The 14660-nt window shown below is 68.1% G+C and carries 16 protein-coding genes; all 16 read left to right on the forward strand.

All coding sequences use genetic code 11. The features are described 5' to 3' along the window. The first annotated feature begins 42 nt into the window (after nucleotides 1–42). Nucleotides 43–537: a hypothetical protein gene (locus HWX36_RS12695; protein ID WP_175952425.1), complete on the forward strand. Its 495-nt coding sequence runs from the start codon at nucleotides 43–45 to the stop codon at nucleotides 535–537. A 388-nt stretch (nucleotides 538–925) separates the two neighbouring features. After that, nucleotides 926–1117 carry a Flp family type IVb pilin gene (locus tag HWX36_RS12700; protein WP_175952426.1) on the forward strand — a complete coding sequence of 64 codons (192 nt, stop codon included), beginning with the start codon at nucleotides 926–928 and terminating at the stop codon, nucleotides 1115–1117. 140 nt (nucleotides 1118–1257) lie between these two features. Further along, nucleotides 1258–1440, forward strand: coding sequence for a Flp family type IVb pilin (locus HWX36_RS12705; RefSeq protein WP_089444318.1), 183 nt, complete (start codon nucleotides 1258–1260; stop codon nucleotides 1438–1440). A gap of 91 nt (nucleotides 1441–1531) precedes the next feature. After that, nucleotides 1532–1738 (forward strand): Flp family type IVb pilin, encoded by a 207-nt coding sequence (locus HWX36_RS12710; protein ID WP_175952427.1) that lies wholly within the window; start codon nucleotides 1532–1534, stop codon nucleotides 1736–1738. 28 nt (nucleotides 1739–1766) lie between these two features. Continuing rightward, a complete protein-coding gene (locus HWX36_RS12715) occupies nucleotides 1767–2306 on the forward strand; it encodes a prepilin peptidase (protein ID WP_175952428.1) in 540 nt (179 codons plus the stop codon). Between the two features lie 32 nt (nucleotides 2307–2338). After that, nucleotides 2339–3739 (forward strand): ATP-binding protein, encoded by a 1401-nt coding sequence (locus tag HWX36_RS12720; RefSeq protein ID WP_175952429.1) that lies wholly within the window; start codon nucleotides 2339–2341, stop codon nucleotides 3737–3739. A 35-nt stretch (nucleotides 3740–3774) separates the two neighbouring features. Then, nucleotides 3775–4614: a Flp pilus assembly protein CpaB gene (gene cpaB / locus HWX36_RS12725; protein ID WP_175952430.1), complete on the forward strand. Its 840-nt coding sequence runs from the start codon at nucleotides 3775–3777 to the stop codon at nucleotides 4612–4614. Nucleotides 4615–4718: 104 nt separating this feature from the next. Beyond that, nucleotides 4719–6641: a type II and III secretion system protein family protein gene (locus HWX36_RS12730; protein WP_175952431.1), complete on the forward strand. Its 1923-nt coding sequence runs from the start codon at nucleotides 4719–4721 to the stop codon at nucleotides 6639–6641. Nucleotides 6642–6662: 21 nt separating this feature from the next. Beyond that, entirely contained in the window at nucleotides 6663–6959 is a 297-nt protein-coding gene (locus tag HWX36_RS12735) for a hypothetical protein (RefSeq protein WP_175952432.1), read from the forward strand. A gap of 25 nt (nucleotides 6960–6984) precedes the next feature. After that, nucleotides 6985–7164: a hypothetical protein gene (locus tag HWX36_RS12740; RefSeq protein ID WP_175952433.1), complete on the forward strand. Its 180-nt coding sequence runs from the start codon at nucleotides 6985–6987 to the stop codon at nucleotides 7162–7164. A 22-nt stretch (nucleotides 7165–7186) separates the two neighbouring features. Further along, complete coding sequence (locus tag HWX36_RS12745; protein WP_175952434.1) at nucleotides 7187–8395, forward strand: AAA family ATPase; 1209 nt, start codon at nucleotides 7187–7189, stop codon at nucleotides 8393–8395. 19 nt (nucleotides 8396–8414) lie between these two features. After that, a complete protein-coding gene (locus tag HWX36_RS12750) occupies nucleotides 8415–9782 on the forward strand; it encodes a CpaF family protein (RefSeq protein WP_175952435.1) in 1368 nt (455 codons plus the stop codon). Between the two features lie 33 nt (nucleotides 9783–9815). After that, a complete protein-coding gene (locus HWX36_RS12755; protein ID WP_175952436.1) occupies nucleotides 9816–10793 on the forward strand; it encodes a type II secretion system F family protein in 978 nt (325 codons plus the stop codon). A 36-nt stretch (nucleotides 10794–10829) separates the two neighbouring features. After that, nucleotides 10830–11792: a type II secretion system F family protein gene (locus tag HWX36_RS12760; protein ID WP_175952437.1), complete on the forward strand. Its 963-nt coding sequence runs from the start codon at nucleotides 10830–10832 to the stop codon at nucleotides 11790–11792. A gap of 411 nt (nucleotides 11793–12203) precedes the next feature. After that, nucleotides 12204–12521, forward strand: a complete 318-nt coding sequence (locus HWX36_RS12765) for a hypothetical protein (RefSeq protein ID WP_175952438.1) — start codon at nucleotides 12204–12206, stop codon at nucleotides 12519–12521. A 199-nt stretch (nucleotides 12522–12720) separates the two neighbouring features. After that, nucleotides 12721–14616, forward strand: coding sequence for a protease modulator HflK (locus HWX36_RS12770; RefSeq protein ID WP_175952439.1), 1896 nt, complete (start codon nucleotides 12721–12723; stop codon nucleotides 14614–14616). Nucleotides 14617–14660 lie beyond the last annotated feature (44 nt).

Raw genomic sequence — 14660 nt, forward strand, 5'->3', positions numbered from 1 at the left:
TGATGCAAATCGCCTACTGAAAGCCGGCATTTGGATTGGCCGATGACGCACGTGAAAACCGCGTTTTCAGGGTTGAGAAATCGATGCGGCGGGATTTCGTGTTTCTGTTTTGAAACATTCGGCCATTTTGACCGGCTCCGCATCCCGCTGGCGGCATGGCACGCAGGCCGCTTCGCGCGTTCGGGAAAGTCCCGAGTAAAAATTTTCGATCCTTTGCGCAGCGCGGCGACGGGCATTCCGGCTTACAACGCTTGCGGGAAAACATATGTCAAATTTGAAACATTTCGCGTATCGGGCCCCGGGCCGGAGAGCGCTGGCATCGCCGGAACCCTTGATGCGCCTCGATTTCGCTCCGGGTGGCCCGCTCTTTGCGTAAGCGTTGGCACGGCAGTCGACGAGGTGACGAGCAGGCGGTTCCGGCAAAAGACGGACGGAACCGGCTTCGGAATCACCCGCGGAAAGGAAGGCCGGAGCGCGTCGGGGAATACGCAGCTCCAGGCCGATCGACCGCACGAGCTTTCGTCGAATGACCCATGAGGCCCGGTATCGTCGGGCAATAAGAAATTGGCATGGCCAATACGGGGAATAAAAATGAAAGACCACAGCACATCGCGGTTCGCAAACCGCATTAAAGACACATTGCAGCTTTGCGGGGCGTTTCTCTCCCGTTCAACTGGATTCCATGCGTCGAACGGCAGTCGTGCCGTTCAGGTCGATCGGATCGTCCGGTTCATCCGGCCGGTCGCACCGTACACGCCTCTCTCGCGCTCAGCCTCGCTGATACCCGTTCGCACGGACAGGGGTGTGCATCCCCGTTCCCGCAGCTGAACGGCGCGTTCCGATTTTTCGAGTAGTGCCGGTGGTGCCCGTCCCGACGTCCTGAAGGACGACGGGGAATTAGTAGCAGTCCGAAAGGAGATTATTTATGCCAAGAGTCATCGAAAAGATTGCCTGGTTCGCTGAGGATCAGGACGCCGTGACGGCCATCGAATACGGCCTGATCGCGGCACTGATCGCAGTTGGCATCGTCGTTGCGTTGACGGCGATCGGTACGGACCTGTCGACCGTGTTCAGCACGATCACTTCAAGTCTGGACTCGGCGGTAACAGCACTTTGATGGACGGTACGACGAACGGCGCATCCGAATCGCTCGTCGGCACCACACGGCATCAACACCCACTCTCGACGTATCGATGCAAGGTCATCCGACCAGCCGGCACGCGAGGGCTTTGAAAGTCACCACGCAAGGAGATCATCATGTCCAAGTTCATTCAACAAGCCGCCCGTTTCGTTCGCGATGAAGACGGCGTGACCGCCATCGAATACGGCCTGATCGCAGCACTGATCGCAGTCGGCATCATCGTGGCAGTCACCGCGGTCGGCACGCAACTCAAGACCGTGTTCACCACGATCGCTGCCGATCTGACCGCGGCCGTTTGAGGCCGTTGAAAAGCAGAGCGTGCGGACGGCTCGGCCGGTGCAGCGTTCGAGCCGCTCCCACGCGTCTGATCACCCGGTACCGGAGACCATCATGCAAACCAGGGCGCGTATCGCAAGCCTCGGGATCGGCGACGAGCAGGGCATGGCGTCGATCGAGTATGCGTTCCTCGCCGCGACGTTTGCCGTTGCGGTGCTGGGCACCGCAGTCACGCTGAAAGGCTCGCTTGCCGATACGTACGCAGTGATCGCAACGGCCGTCCTGGCCGCCGCGGCCACCGCGCTGGCGATGGTTTCCTGAATCTTCGATTCGCTCCGCGAGGTTCGCCATGTTACCCGTTGCGCCGCCTTACCCGATTCCGTTGTGCGTGACGCTGCTGGCGGTCGCCGCGGCCGGCACGGACATCGCGGCCCGCCGCATTCCGAATCGCCTCGTCGCGTTCGGCCTCGCCGGCGCGCTGGTCGCCCAGTGCCTGCTGCACGGCGTCCTGGCAGGCGCACTCGGCTGGCTTGCCGGCGCGGCGGCCGGTTTCGCGCTGCTGCTGCCGTTCTACCTGTTGCGCGGGATGGCGGCCGGCGACGTGAAGCTGATGCTCGCGATCGGCGCGTGGGTCGGCGCGGAAATGACGGTTTACATCGTGCTGGCCACCTTCGTGGCCGGCGGGATCGGCGCACTCGCGGCCGTGCTGTTGCGCGGGCGGATGCGCCAGATGTGGGCGAATGTCCGCGCGCTGCTCGCGCGGCGCTCGCGAGTAGCGCCTGCGGAGGCCGCCGACGGCCCCGCGGCAATCACGTCGGTCGGCTCGCTGCCGTATGGCGTAGCGATCGCGGCCGGCACGCTGGTCGTGCTGTTTGCGTCGTACGCATAGCGCGACGCGCCCGCAACGAGGATGGAACGACCATGAACACGAGTCATACCGAACCGAGACGCGACGCGCAGGTGGCCCGTCTACCCGATCCGTTGCCGTCGCGGGAGGCGCATACGAAGCTGGGCGCGCAGCTGCCGGCGGCGCCGCGCTCGCTCGACGAAACGGGACTGAGCAAGACGTTCGTTGCCGGGCTCGTGCTGAAGTCGACGCTGATGCTCGGCCGCCCGTCGTACGGCGACCTGGTCGAGCGGCACCGCCTGCCGCTCGCGGTACTCGACGACGTCTTCGCGTTCCTCGTGCGCGAGCATCTCGTCGAGCTCACGCATCGCGGCGCGACCGATCTCGACGTGACGTTCCGCCTGACCGACGCGGGCCGTGTCAGTGCGCTCGAGGAACGGGAGCGCAGCGGTTACAGCGGGCCCGCGCCGGTGCCGCTCGACGCGTATCTCGCTTGCGTGGCCGCGCATTCGGTGCGCAAGCTGCACATCGGCCAGAACGACGTGTGGGCTGCCTTCGAAGGCATCGTGATCAACACGTCGGTGCTCGACGCCGCGGCCGCGGCGCTGAACGCGGGCCGCCCGTTGCTGATCTACGGCCCGGCCGGCAGCGGCAAGACCTTCCTCGCCGAGCGGCTCGGTTCGCTGATGCGCGGCTACGTGCCGGTGCCGTACGCGATCTGCGTGGCCGGCGACGTGATCCAGGTCTACGACCCGCTCGTGCATGTCGACGCGGCATCGCAACCCGGCGGCCAGTCGGTCGATCGCCGCTGGCGCCTGTGCGAGCGGCCGGTCGTGATCTCCGGCGGCGAACTGACGCTCGACGAGCTCGACCTGCGCCGCGACGAGGCCGCCGGCTTCTACCAGGCGCCGCCGCACATGAAGGCGAACATGGGCATGTACGTCGTCGACGATCTCGGCCGCCAGCGCGTCGAGCCGCGCGAGCTGCTCAATCGGTGGCTGCGCCCGCTCGATCGCGGCGTCGATTTCATGACGCTCGAATCCGGCAACCGCTTCGTGCTGCCGTTCGACGTCTGGCCGGTGTTCTCGAGCAACCTGTCGCCGGAGCAGCTGGGCGACGACGCGTTCCTGCGTCGCCTCGGCTCGAAGCTGCACATCGGAGCGCTGTCGGTCGACGACTATCGCGCGGTGTTCGACGCGGCCTGCGCGTCGCTGGGCCTCGTCGCGGCCGGCGACGCATTCGAGTACCTGCTGCATCGGCTGCATCTGCCGACCGGCAAGGCGTTTCTCGCCTGTTTCCCGGCGGACCTGCTGCGTCTCGTCGCCGCCGGCGCGCGTTACCGCGGCGATCCGCCCGAAGTGACGCACGACGCGCTGTACGACGCATGGGCGAGCTATTTCGGCGCGGGGCCTGAACGGGATGGCTGTCATCCGCCGCCCGTCGAGCGCGGCGGGCGCACCTACGTCACCGGTTGAGCCGTTTCTTTCAAGATTCGTCGAGGAGCATTGCCATGAAAAACAGTCGAGCGGTCCTGATGCTGGTCGTCGCGATGGTCGCGGGTCTTGCCGCGGTGGTGTTCGCGTCCCACTGGCTGATGCAGACATCCACGAGCTCGGTCACGCCGGTTGCGGTGGCGGCCACCGACCTGAACCTGGGCGAACCGCTCGGGCCGAACCAGATCCGCATGGTGAACTGGCCGGCGGACAGCGTGCCGGCCGGCGCGTTCACCGATACCAAGGCGCTCGAAGGGCGCGTGGTCCGCACCAGCCTGTCGCGAGACGAGCCGGTGATCGAATCGAAGCTCGCGCCGGTCGGCACGAAGGGCGGGCTGTCCGCGGTGATCTCGGACGGCAGCCGCGCGATCACGGTGCGCGTGAACGACGTGGTCGGCGTCGCGGGCTTCGCGCTGCCGGGCAACTACGTCGACGTGATCGTCAACACGCAGGAACAGCAGGGCAAGACCGACGGGCAGAGCATCTCGAAGATCGTGCTCGAGCACATCCTCGTGCTCGCGGTCGCGCAGCAAGTGAGCCGCGACGACACGGCGCCGAAGGTCGTCAACGCGGTCACGCTGGAAGTCACGCCCGACCAGGCCGAACGGCTCGACCTCGCGCGCAGTGTCGGCACGCTTTCGCTCGTGCTGCGCAACCAGGTCGACAAGAAGACGCTGAACACCGACGGTGCGACCAAGCTGACGTTGCTCGGCAAGGAGCCCGCACCCGAAGCGCCGCCGGCGCCGGTCCATGTGCGGACGGTACGCGTGCATGTCGCATCGCACGCGGCGCCGGAAGTGCGGCGCGACTGCGTCGGCGTGCTGACGGGCGTGAAGGGCAGCGTCGAGTGCTTCTGACACAGACGCACCCATCCAGACAAACAGATCGGCCGTCAGCGGGACACGGCGGCCTTGGAAGTCGATAACCGGCGCAGCGCCGGACTCTCGGGGGATCAGACGAAATGAAGCTCAAACCGCAATGCACAGGTGCCGGGCCGCTGCGTACACGCGTCGCACGGGGCACGACGATGGCCGCGATCCTCTGTTCCGGATGGCTGACCGTCTATGGCGCACTGGCCCAGGAAGGCATGGAAGCGGGCACGCTGACGAAGGGCGGCGCCAGCGCGCCGGCCACCATCGGCAAGGGGCCGATGCAGATGACGATCAGCATGGCGCCGGTCGCGGCCGCCGCGCCCGCCGCGTCGGCGGGACCGCTGCGCGGGCCGAACTGCGTCGGCGCAGTGCGTGATTCGACCAGCGTCAGCGTGCCGCTCGGCAAGTCGCTGCTGGTGCCGATGCCGGAGCCGGTCCGCAACCGGACGATCGGCAATCCGGCCGTCGCACAGGCCACGATGGTGTCGCCGCAGACGCTGTACATCCTCGGTCTGTCGGTCGGCACGACGAACATGATCGTGCAGGGCAGGAGCGGTGCGTGCCGCGTGATCGACGTGGCGGTCGGCGCGGACGCCGGCGGCCTGCAGGCGTCGCTGCTGGAGCTGATGCCGAACGAGCGCGACATCCGCGTGACGACCGCGGCCGGCACGATCGTGCTGTCGGGCACCGTGTCGAGCTCGCAGGCCGCGCAGCAGGCCGTGCAGATCGCGCGCGCCTACGGCGACAGCAGCGGCGGCGGCGATCCGGCCGCGGGGAGCGCCAAGCCGGGCGGCGGCGTGCTGAACATGCTGGCCGTCACGTCGCCGCAGCAGGTGATGCTCGAGGTGAAGGTGGCCGAGGTGTCGAAGACGCTGATGAACCAGATGGGCAGCGCGCTCAACATCCAGGGCGGGTTCGGTTCGTGGAGCGGCGCGCTGGTCAGCAACCTGCTCGCGGGCGTCGCAAGCGGAGTCGCGTTCAGCAAGGCGAACAACAAGCCGTTCAACATCTCGGCCGACGCGCAGAACACCGACAACCTGGTCAAGATCCTCGCGGAGCCGAATCTCGTGACGATCAGCGGCCAGGAAGCGACGTTCCTCGCCGGCGGCAAGATCTTCATCCCGGTTCCGCAGAGCAGCGGCAGCGGCACGTCGTCGATCACGCTGCAGGAAGAGGAATACGGCGTCGCGCTGAAGTTCACGCCGACCGTGCTGGCGAACGGCCGGATCAGCCTGAAGGTCGCGCCGGAAGTGTCGGAGCTGTCGCAAACGGGCGTCACGCTGAGCGCGTCCAACATCGGCGGCACGTCGATCCTCCCGCTGATCACCACGCGGCGGGCGTCGACGACGGTCCAGATGAGCGACGGCGAATCGTTCGCGATCGGCGGGCTGATCAAGGACAACGTGAGCGGCGCGCTGAAGGCGATCCCGGGCGTGGGCGAAGTGCCGGTGCTCGGCGCGCTGTTCCGCAGCACGTCGTTCCAGCAGGACCGCACCGAGCTGATCTTCCTGATCACGCCGCACCTCGTGAAGCCGCTGCAGACCGCCGACGTGCCGTTGCCGACCGACAGCTTCTCGAAGCCGAACGAAGCCGACGTGTATGCGACGGGCAACATGGAAGGCCGTGGCGGGGTTCGCAAGCCGGTTGCGCAACCGTCGAACGGCGCGGCAGCTGCCCCGCAGGCGCCGGCGCAAGCACCCGCATCGGCGCCGCAATCGGACGCGCCGGCCGGCCCGGCCGCCGCGCTGCCCGTCTCGCGCGCGCCGCAAGGCGCGGACACGCAGCCGCCGGTACCGGCCGAGCCGCAGAAGGCGCCCGCGCCGGTGGCGGCCACCGTGCCGCAATCCGACGCGGCCCGCATCGCACACATCGAAGCCGCCGCCGCGCGCCTTGCGGCGACCGGCCCCGACGCACCGGCCCAGCCGGCCGCGCCGGCGCGACCGAAGCCCCGGATGCCGGCGGCTGCCCACGCGCAGATCGCACGTGCCGAATCCGAGTCCACCGATCGTTGATGCCACCCCAAGGGGACCCTCATGAAATCCGCCTACCTCGTATTCGTGCGCCGCGCGGCGCTCGCCGCACCGCTTGCCTTCGCGCTTGCCGGCTGCATGTCGTCCACCCCGGTGTGGGACACCCGCTTCGGCGATTCGGTCCGCACCGTGATGAAGGCCCAGATCATCGATCCGCATGCCGCCGAACACGCGGCCGCGACGACGGTGGTCGACGGCAGTGCGGCTGCTTCGGCGCTCGACAACTACGACAAGTCGTTCAAGCAGGTCGATCCGCCCGCCAATGCGTTCGTGATCGGGGTCGGCAAGGCCACCCAGTAACGACGGCATGCTCAGGGAGAACGCCATGAACGGCGCAGCGCGCTATCCGAAAACCATGCGTCGCGGCCGGCGTCGCCAGCGCGGCGCCGTCGCGATCGTCGCCGCTGTCGCCGGTGCCGCACCGGCGGCGACGATGCCGCCGTTCACGACCGCACTGCCGCGCGAAAGCCTGACCTTCGCGACCGGCGGCGCCAACCGCAATTGATCGAACAGGCGAGGCACACGACATGATCAACATTCTCGTAGCTTCCGACGACACCGCGCGCCTCTCGCAGATCGCGCGCCTCGTGGCCGACTGCGGACGCTATCGCGCCACGCGCGCGAACGGCCGCCCGTCGCAGATCGAACATCGCACCGACGGGCTCGACGCGTTCGACATCCTGCTGGTCGACGGCACGTCGCTCGACGCCTCCGAGCTGGCGGCAATCGAGCGGATCTGCCGCACTCACGCCGGGCTGACCTGCATCCTCGTGATGGCGGACACGTCGCCGAACGTGCTGCTCGACGCGATGCGCGCGGGCGCACGCGACGTGCTGCAGTGGCCGCTCGACACGCAGGCGCTCGGCAATGCGCTCGAACGCGCGGCCGCGCAAAGCACGCGGCGCGACACCGACGATACGCGGATCCTGTCGTTCATGGCGTGCAAGGGCGGGGCCGGCACGAGTTTCGCGGCCAGCAATGTCGCATTCGAGATCGCGGAGGGCTTCAAGCGCCGCGTGCTGCTGATCGACCTGAACCAGCAGTTCGCCGACGCGGCCTTCCTCGTCAGCGACGAAACCCCGCCGTCGACGCTGCCGCAGCTGTGCGCGCAGATCGAGCGGCTCGACAGCGCGTTCCTCGATGCGAGCGTCGCGCACGTGACGGAGAACTTCCACGTGCTCGCGGGCGCCGGCGACCCGGTCAAGGCCGCCGAGATGCGCGACGACGCGCTCGAATGGATCCTGGGCGTTGCCGCGCCGCGCTACGACTTCGTGATCTTCGACATCGGCGTCGGCGTCAATCGGCTGTCGATGGTTGCGCTGGATCGCAGCGACCAGATCGAGCTCGTGATGCAGCCCACGATGCCGCACGTGCGCGCCGGCCGCCGGCTGCTGGAGATTCTCGTGTCGCTCGGCTACTCGGCCGACCAGATGCGGCTCATCCTGAACCGTGCGACGCGCACGAGCGACCGGACCCGCACCGCGCTCGAGGAAGTGCTCGGCCTGAAGGCCGCCTGCACGATTCCCGACGACGCCGACACAGTGCTCGAAGCGATCAACCAGGGCCATCCGGTGTCGCGGCTCGCACGCGGCGCGGCGGTCACGCGCGCGCTGCAGGGTTACGCGAAACAGCTCGTCGAAGGGGAGGTGCGCGCGGGACCCGGCGCCGTGCGCGGCGAACCGCTGATGTCCAGGCTTTTCGGCCGCAAGGCCACGCCGAAGCTCAAGTCCATGTAGTTCTTTCGGGGAATCGATCATGTCATTGCGCGAACAGATGTCGTTGCACCGGACCCCGCCGCTCGCGACGGGCAGCGAACCGGCCGGCCCGGCGTCTTCGTCGTTGCGCGACGCTTACCAGAAACTGCGCCGCGAAATTCACCTGGCCGTGCTCGAGCGCGTCGAGCTGGAGCGCCTGTCGCGGCTGCAGCAGGATCAGGTCCGGCAGGAAATCGCCGCGCTGATCTCGCGCATCCTCGACGACGAACGGATGCCTGCGAACGATATCGAGCGGCGGCAGCTCGCGCTCGACGTGTATGACGAGATGTTCGGCTTCGGTCCGCTCGAAGTGCTGCTGCGCGACCCCGGCATTTCCGACATCCTCGTGAACACGTACCGGCAGGTCTATGTCGAGCGCGGCGGCCAGCTCGAACTGACCGACGTGACGTTCTACGACGACGCGCACCTGATGAAGGTGATCGAGAAGATCGTGTCGCGGGTCGGGCGCCGCATCGACGAATCGAGCCCGATGGTCGATGCGCGGCTGCCGGACGGCTCGCGCGTGAACGCGATCATCCCGCCGTCGGCGATCGACGGGCCGCTGATGTCGATTCGCCGCTTCGCGGTCAACCCGCTGAAGATGGACGACCTCGTGCGCTACCACAGCCTGACCCCGCCGATGGCCGACCTGCTCGACGCGCTGTCGCGCGCGAAGGTGAACGTGCTGGTGTCGGGCGGCACCGGCAGCGGCAAGACGACGCTGCTCAACATCCTGTCCGGCTTCATTCCGCGCAACGAGCGGATCGTGACGATCGAGGATGCCGCCGAGCTGCAACTGCAGCAGCCGCACGTGCTGCGGCTCGAAACGCGCCCGCCGAACATCGAGGGCAAGGGCGAGATCACGCAGCGCACCCTGGTGCGCAACGCGCTGCGGATGCGCCCGGACCGGATCATCCTCGGCGAAGTGCGCGGCGCGGAAGCGCTCGACATGCTCAATGCGATGAACACCGGCCACGAAGGCTCGCTCGCGACGATCCATGCGAACACGCCGCGCGACGCGCTGACGCGGCTCGAGAACATGATCAACGTCTCCGGCCTGGCGCTGCCGCCGAAGACGATGCGCCAGCAGATCGCGTCGGCGATCTCGGTGGTCGTGCAGGCGGCGCGGCTGACCGACGGCAAGCGCAAGATCGTCAGCATCCAGGAGCTGACCGGGATGGAAGGCGACATCATCAACATGCAGGAGATCTTCACGTTCAAGCGCACGGGCGTGGACCGCGACGGTACGGTACGCGGCCACTTCTGCGCGACGGGGGTGCGGCCGAAGTTCGTCGAGCGGCTGCAGGCGTTCGGCATCAACCTGCCGGATTCGCTCTACGATCCGTCGCAGCGTTACGAGACGAAGTGACGACATGGCGCCGTTGGCTGCCGGGGAGGCCTCGTGAACACGATCTTTTACGCCTTTGTGATTCTCACGTTCGTCGCGGTGGTACTGACGATCGAAGGCGCGTATCAATGGTGGAACGCGCGGCACGGCGCCGCCGCGCGCCGGATCGAGTCGCGGATTCGCGCGATGTCGGCCGGCGGCAACGTGCAGCAGGAGCGGCTGTCGATCCTGAAGAAGCGGATGCTCGACGAGTCCAAGCCGCTCGATCAGTTGCTGCTGCGCGTGCCGCGCGTGCATGCGCTCGATCTCCTGATCCAGCAATCGGGCCTCGACTGGACGCTGCCGAAGCTGATGGTGCTCAGCGCGGTGTTCCCGGCGCTCGCGTGGCTGGCGTTGAGCTTCGCCACGTTGCCGCAACTGGCCGCGCTGCCGATCGCGCTGTTTGCGGGCTGCCTGCCGACGATGTACGTGATGCGCTGCCGCAGGCGGCGCATGCGCAAGCTCGAACGGCAGTTGCCGGACATCTGCGACATGATTTCGCGCGCGCTGCGTTCCGGCCATTCGTTCACGAGCACGCTCGGGATGGCGAGCGAAGAGTTTCCCGATCCGATGGGCGGCGAGTTCCGGATCACGTTCGACGAGGTCAACTACGGCGTGTCGCTGCACGACGCGCTGATGAACCTCGCGACACGCGTGCCGGTGCAGGACCTGCGCTACTTCGTGATCGCGGTGCTGATCCAGCGCGAGACCGGCGGCAACCTGGCCGAGCTGCTCGACAGCATCTCCGCGCTGATCCGCGAGCGCTTCAAGCTGTTCGACAAGGTGCGCGTGCTGTCGGCGGAAGGACGGCTGTCGGCGTGGATTCTCGGGCTGCTGCCGTTCGGGACCGCGGGGGCGATCGCGCTGCTCAACCGCGAGTTCCTGTCGGTGCTCTGGGAGGATCCGGCAGGGATCAGGATGATCGGCGTGATGCTGGTGTCGATGGCCTTCGGTCTGCTCTGGATCCGCCGCATTGTCCGGATTCGCGTCTGACGCGCCCATCGAATCACGAACCGTTGCGAGGCTGTCATGCAAAACCTGAGCGTAGTCCACGCCGTGATGCTGGGCGGCTTGTTCCTCTTCGTGGCCGGCGGCGCGCTCGTCGCGATGCTGCTGTTCGTGCCGCGCAATATCCAGCGCCGCATCCAGCAGGCCGGCGGCGCCGGCGCGGCGTCCGGCGACGGCGACGACACGCCGTCGCGCTGGGTCGCGAAGCTGGTGGAGCTGTCCACCCCGATCTCGAAGCTGTCGGTGCCGAAGGAGGGCTGGGAGAGTTCGCCGCTGCGCATCCGGCTCATGAATGCCGGCTGGCGCAACCAGAGCGCGGCCGCGCTGTATTTCACCGCCAAGACGGTGCTCGCGCTCGCATTGCCGTGCGCGGCGCTGCTGGTGCTGATCACGACCCGGCTCGGGGACGAGCGCGAAATCCTGGCGGTCATCCTCGTCGTGCTGGCCGGGTTCGGCTATTACATCCCGAACATCGTGCTGTCGCAGCGGATCAAGGTGCGCCAGCAGAAGATCTTCGAGGATTTCCCGGACGCCCTCGACCTGCTTACCGTGTGCGTCGAAGCGGGGTTGGGGCTCGACGCCGCGCTGATGAAGGTGAGCGAGGAGCTGCGTTACAGCAGCGACGTGGTCTCGAGCGAATTCGACCTGCTGCTGCTCGAGATGCGTTCCGGCTTCACGAAGGAGGCGGCGCTGCGCAATCTCGCGCTGCGTACCGGCACGGAAGACATCGAGTCGTTCTCCGCGATGCTGATCCAGGCCGACCGGTTCGGCACGAGCATCGGCGAATCGCTGCGCGTGCTGTCGGACCTGCTGCGCACGCGGCGCCGGATGCGCGCGGAGGAGCGGGCCGCGAAGATCGCGCTGAAGCTGCTGTTCCCGCTGATCTTCTGCATCTTTCCGTCGCTGATGCTGGTGCTGCTCGGGCCGGCGATGATTCACGTCTATCGCGTGCTGCTGCCGACGTTCGTCGCGATGTCGCCGTGAGCGGCGAGCCGGCGCCATGCCGGGATCGACGGGATCGACCGAATCGTCTGAGTCGTCGATAAAGGTTTTGCGTGCCGGACGGCCACCCGCTCCGGCCGGCACGGTCACGGGCTTCATGGAGGCTCCCTCCGCAGGCGGCGCCGCGAGACAGGTTGACCATAGCGGCGTCAATGCATCCTGGACCGATGGTCGGCCATGGAACCAGCCGTAGTCCACCGCCTGAGCGGCTGCCCCCTACTGCTAACCTGAATGCCGGCGACGTTTGCCGGCATCGCGTTGTGCGCGACGACGCGGCGGTCGCGGATCGCGACCGGCGCGCCAGCGCCTCCCGAACGCCATCGCCGCGACGACAGGATCGGCGCCGCGCTTCCGATGCCGTACCCGCTGATAACGCCGGCCGGGGTTGCGCCGATGATCGCGACGACCTGCCCGATCGTGTACCTGTGCTGCCTGTGGCGCGAGCATAAGGTATGGCGCCACCTGAAAGCCAACCGGAAGCTCGGGCTCGACACGACGATCGCCCGGCTCGACGAGCGGTATCTTCGCGGCATGTCGAGCGACGACCTGGACGTCGCCGGCGACGGTCCCGACGTGCCGCGTCGGCGCTTCCGGATCGACAAGGCCGACTATGCCTCGTCGCGCAACGGCGAGCGTATCCGTATCGCGTTCGTGCCGATCTCCGGCCGCGTGCGGGAGATCGAGCCGGCTGCGGGCCGGCATCCGGTCTGAATCCGGGATGACTTGCCGCGGGCGCTGGCCGGACGCCTGGCCCGCAACGCGGCGGAAAGGTCCGATCCGCGCAATTGTTTCGCTGGTCATGTCAATCGCATCGATACCTTGAGTTTCATCATCCAGCGCGCTACATTGCCGCTCGCAGATTTCCGCACGGACTCCTGCTCATTTTGTAATGCGTACGTAAGGAACCCCGATGCGGCAACAGGCGGAAGGCAACGACGACATTCCCGGCAGCCCGGCCGGCCGCGACGCCCTCGCGCCGGTCGCAGGGGCCGCCGCGGTGCTGGTCGTCGCGCTCGGCACGCTGGGCGCCGTCGACCTCCTGCCCGCGGATCTGCGCTGGTGCGCGCCGCTCGCCAGCGCATGGTGCAACGTGCTCGTCGTCGCGATCGGCGTGCTGCTCGCCCACCGCGCGCGCCGCCCTCTCCCGGAAGGGATGGCCGTCACGTTGATTGGCGACTGGCTGCGCAACGCGTTCAGCCGCAAGCAGGAGCCGGAGCACGACGACAACCCGTGGCCGGCGATCGCCGCCGCGATCGACTGGCGGCCGTGGGCCGTCGCCGCCGGCGGCGTGCTCTCCGTCGCGCTGGCCGCGCTCGCGTGGCAGCCGCCGTCGCCCGCGATGCTGGTGCGCGCGATGGCGGCGCCCGAACCCACGCTCGCGGCCGGCGCGGCCTGCATCGTCCTCGCCTTTCTGACGCTCGTCGCCGAGCGCCATCATGCGGCGGCGGCCAGCGGTTCGGCGGTGTCCGCGTCGCTCAAGCGGGTGCTGCGCGTCGCGCTCGTCACCGCGCTCGCGGGTGCGCTCGCCGCCGCCTGGTTCGCGTTCCGGCACCGCACCGCAGACCGGCTCGTGCATGCGGTCGCGCTGCTCAATGCAGCCGTCGCCGCGGAACTGGCGCTGCGCGGCGTGCTGACGTGGTTTGCGGTGCCGCGCGGCGCCGTCGTGCCGACCAGCGCGATCGCCGGGCTGCTGAGCCGGCGCCCGTCGCCGTTCGCGTCGCTCGGCGCGGAGCTGCGCCATCGTTATGGCATCGATCTGCGGCAGAGCTGGGGCTGGCGCAGCTTCGTGCGGCTGCTGCCTGCCGCGCTCGCCGCCACCGCCGCATGTGCATGGCTGCTCACCGCCGTCGTCGTGCTGAACCCGGAGCAGCGCGCCGTCTATGAACGGTTCGGCGCGCCGGTCGCGGTCTGGCAGCCGGGGCTGCACGTCGGCCTGCCCTGGCCGTTCGGGCGCGCGCGCATCGTCGACAACGGCGCGGTGCACCAGGTCGCGATCGCGGGCAGCGCGAACGACGGCAGCGCCGATACGCCGCCCGTGCCGGCCGACGGCCCGACCCCCGAACGCATCGACCGCCTGTGGGATGTGCCGCATCCGTGGGAAACCACCCAGGTGATCGCCGGCGCGAACGGCGACCGCCAGAACTTCCAGATCGTCAACGCCGACGTGCGGGTCGACTACCGTCTCGGCCTGACCGATGCCGATGCGCGCGCGGCGCTCTATCGCACGATCGACCCGGAAAGCACGGTGCGCACGAGCGCCAATCGCGAACTCGTGCACTACCTCGCATCGCATACCCTCGAATCGCTGCTGGAAACGAACCAGGCCGCGATGGCCGACCAGTTGAAGCACGCGATCCAGCAGCAGCTCGACCGGCTGCAAAGCGGGGTCGACGTGATCGCGGTGGTGATCGAGAGCGTGCATCCGCCGACCGGTGCGGCCGCCGCCTTCCACGACGTGCAGGCCGCGCAGATCCGCGCGCAGGGCAGCGTCGCACAGGCGCGCGGCTTCGCGGTCGGCCTGCTCGGCAACGCGCAGCAGCAGGCGCTCGAACGGGTCGCGCACGCTGAAGCGCAGGCCGGCGACACGGTGTCGTCGGCGCGCGTGCAGCAGATCGATTTCGACGCCGACCTGGTCGCGTACCGGCTCGGCGGCCCCGCGTTTCCGTTCGAGTACTACCTCGACCGGCTGCAGCGTGGGCTGAGCAACGCGCGCATGACGATCATCGACGACCGGCTTGCCGACGGCACGCGGGCGACCGTCGATCTTCGCAACACTCCCGCCGGCGATCTGGCCGGCATCCATTGACATGTCGCGGCGTTATCCGCGCGGGCGGCGCAACACGGCGGCAG

Origin of the sequence: Burkholderia sp. BCC0405, assembly GCF_902833075.1 — a bacterium.
Taxonomy (GTDB): domain Bacteria; phylum Pseudomonadota; class Gammaproteobacteria; order Burkholderiales; family Burkholderiaceae; genus Burkholderia.

Bases quoted from the DNA above. Each gene is read 5' to 3' on its own strand.
- HWX36_RS12720 (WP_175952429.1), top strand. From the start codon at position 2,339: ATGAACACGAGTCATACCGAACCGAGACGCGACGCGCAGGTGGCCCGT.
- HWX36_RS12760 (WP_175952437.1), top strand. From the start codon at position 10,830: ATGCAAAACCTGAGCGTAGTCCACGCCGTGATGCTGGGCGGCTTGTTC.
- HWX36_RS12770 (WP_175952439.1), top strand. From the start codon at position 12,721: ATGCGGCAACAGGCGGAAGGCAACGACGACATTCCCGGCAGCCCGGCC.
- HWX36_RS12705 (WP_089444318.1), top strand. From the start codon at position 1,258: ATGTCCAAGTTCATTCAACAAGCCGCCCGTTTCGTTCGCGATGAAGAC.
- HWX36_RS12745 (WP_175952434.1), top strand. From the start codon at position 7,187: ATGATCAACATTCTCGTAGCTTCCGACGACACCGCGCGCCTCTCGCAG.
- HWX36_RS12700 (WP_175952426.1), top strand. From the start codon at position 926: ATGCCAAGAGTCATCGAAAAGATTGCCTGGTTCGCTGAGGATCAGGAC.
- HWX36_RS12710 (WP_175952427.1), top strand. From the start codon at position 1,532: ATGCAAACCAGGGCGCGTATCGCAAGCCTCGGGATCGGCGACGAGCAG.
- HWX36_RS12765 (WP_175952438.1), top strand. From the start codon at position 12,204: ATGATCGCGACGACCTGCCCGATCGTGTACCTGTGCTGCCTGTGGCGC.
- HWX36_RS12735 (WP_175952432.1), top strand. From the start codon at position 6,663: ATGAAATCCGCCTACCTCGTATTCGTGCGCCGCGCGGCGCTCGCCGCA.
- HWX36_RS12730 (WP_175952431.1), top strand. From the start codon at position 4,719: ATGAAGCTCAAACCGCAATGCACAGGTGCCGGGCCGCTGCGTACACGC.
- HWX36_RS12750 (WP_175952435.1), top strand. From the start codon at position 8,415: ATGTCATTGCGCGAACAGATGTCGTTGCACCGGACCCCGCCGCTCGCG.
- HWX36_RS12715 (WP_175952428.1), top strand. From the start codon at position 1,767: ATGTTACCCGTTGCGCCGCCTTACCCGATTCCGTTGTGCGTGACGCTG.
- HWX36_RS12695 (WP_175952425.1), top strand. From the start codon at position 43: ATGACGCACGTGAAAACCGCGTTTTCAGGGTTGAGAAATCGATGCGGC.
- cpaB (WP_175952430.1), top strand. From the start codon at position 3,775: ATGAAAAACAGTCGAGCGGTCCTGATGCTGGTCGTCGCGATGGTCGCG.
- HWX36_RS12740 (WP_175952433.1), top strand. From the start codon at position 6,985: ATGAACGGCGCAGCGCGCTATCCGAAAACCATGCGTCGCGGCCGGCGT.